Below are 251 nucleotides of genomic sequence, written 5' to 3'. Positions count from 1 at the left end.
TGACTTGTATCAGTAGGTCACCAGTTCGATTCCGGTAGTCGGCACCATTATTAAAAAATCTGTTCCTCCTTAGCTCAGTTGGTAGAGCGACGGACTGTTAATCCGCAGGTCGCTGGTTCGAGCCCAGCAGGAGGAGCCAAATTTTAAAGCCCAGTCATTGACTGGGCTTTTTTTTATGGTGATTCAATGGTGAGTAAAAAGGCTTATCCCTCTCAAAGATAAGCCTTACTAGCACTAATCGTTACGCCTTC

Annotated in this window: 1 tRNA gene; it reads left to right on the top strand. The window is 45.4% G+C overall.

The features are described 5' to 3' along the window. Positions 1–63: 63 nt before the first annotated feature. Positions 64–139: transfer RNA gene (locus P8629_RS12370), tRNA-Asn, on the top strand. Positions 140–251: the final 112 nt, after the last annotated feature.

Origin of the sequence: Hydrogenovibrio sp. 3SP14C1, assembly GCF_029625905.1 — a bacterium.
Classification (GTDB): Bacteria; Pseudomonadota; Gammaproteobacteria; order Thiomicrospirales; family Thiomicrospiraceae; genus Hydrogenovibrio.
This window is presented reverse-complemented; position numbering and strand designations above follow the sequence as displayed.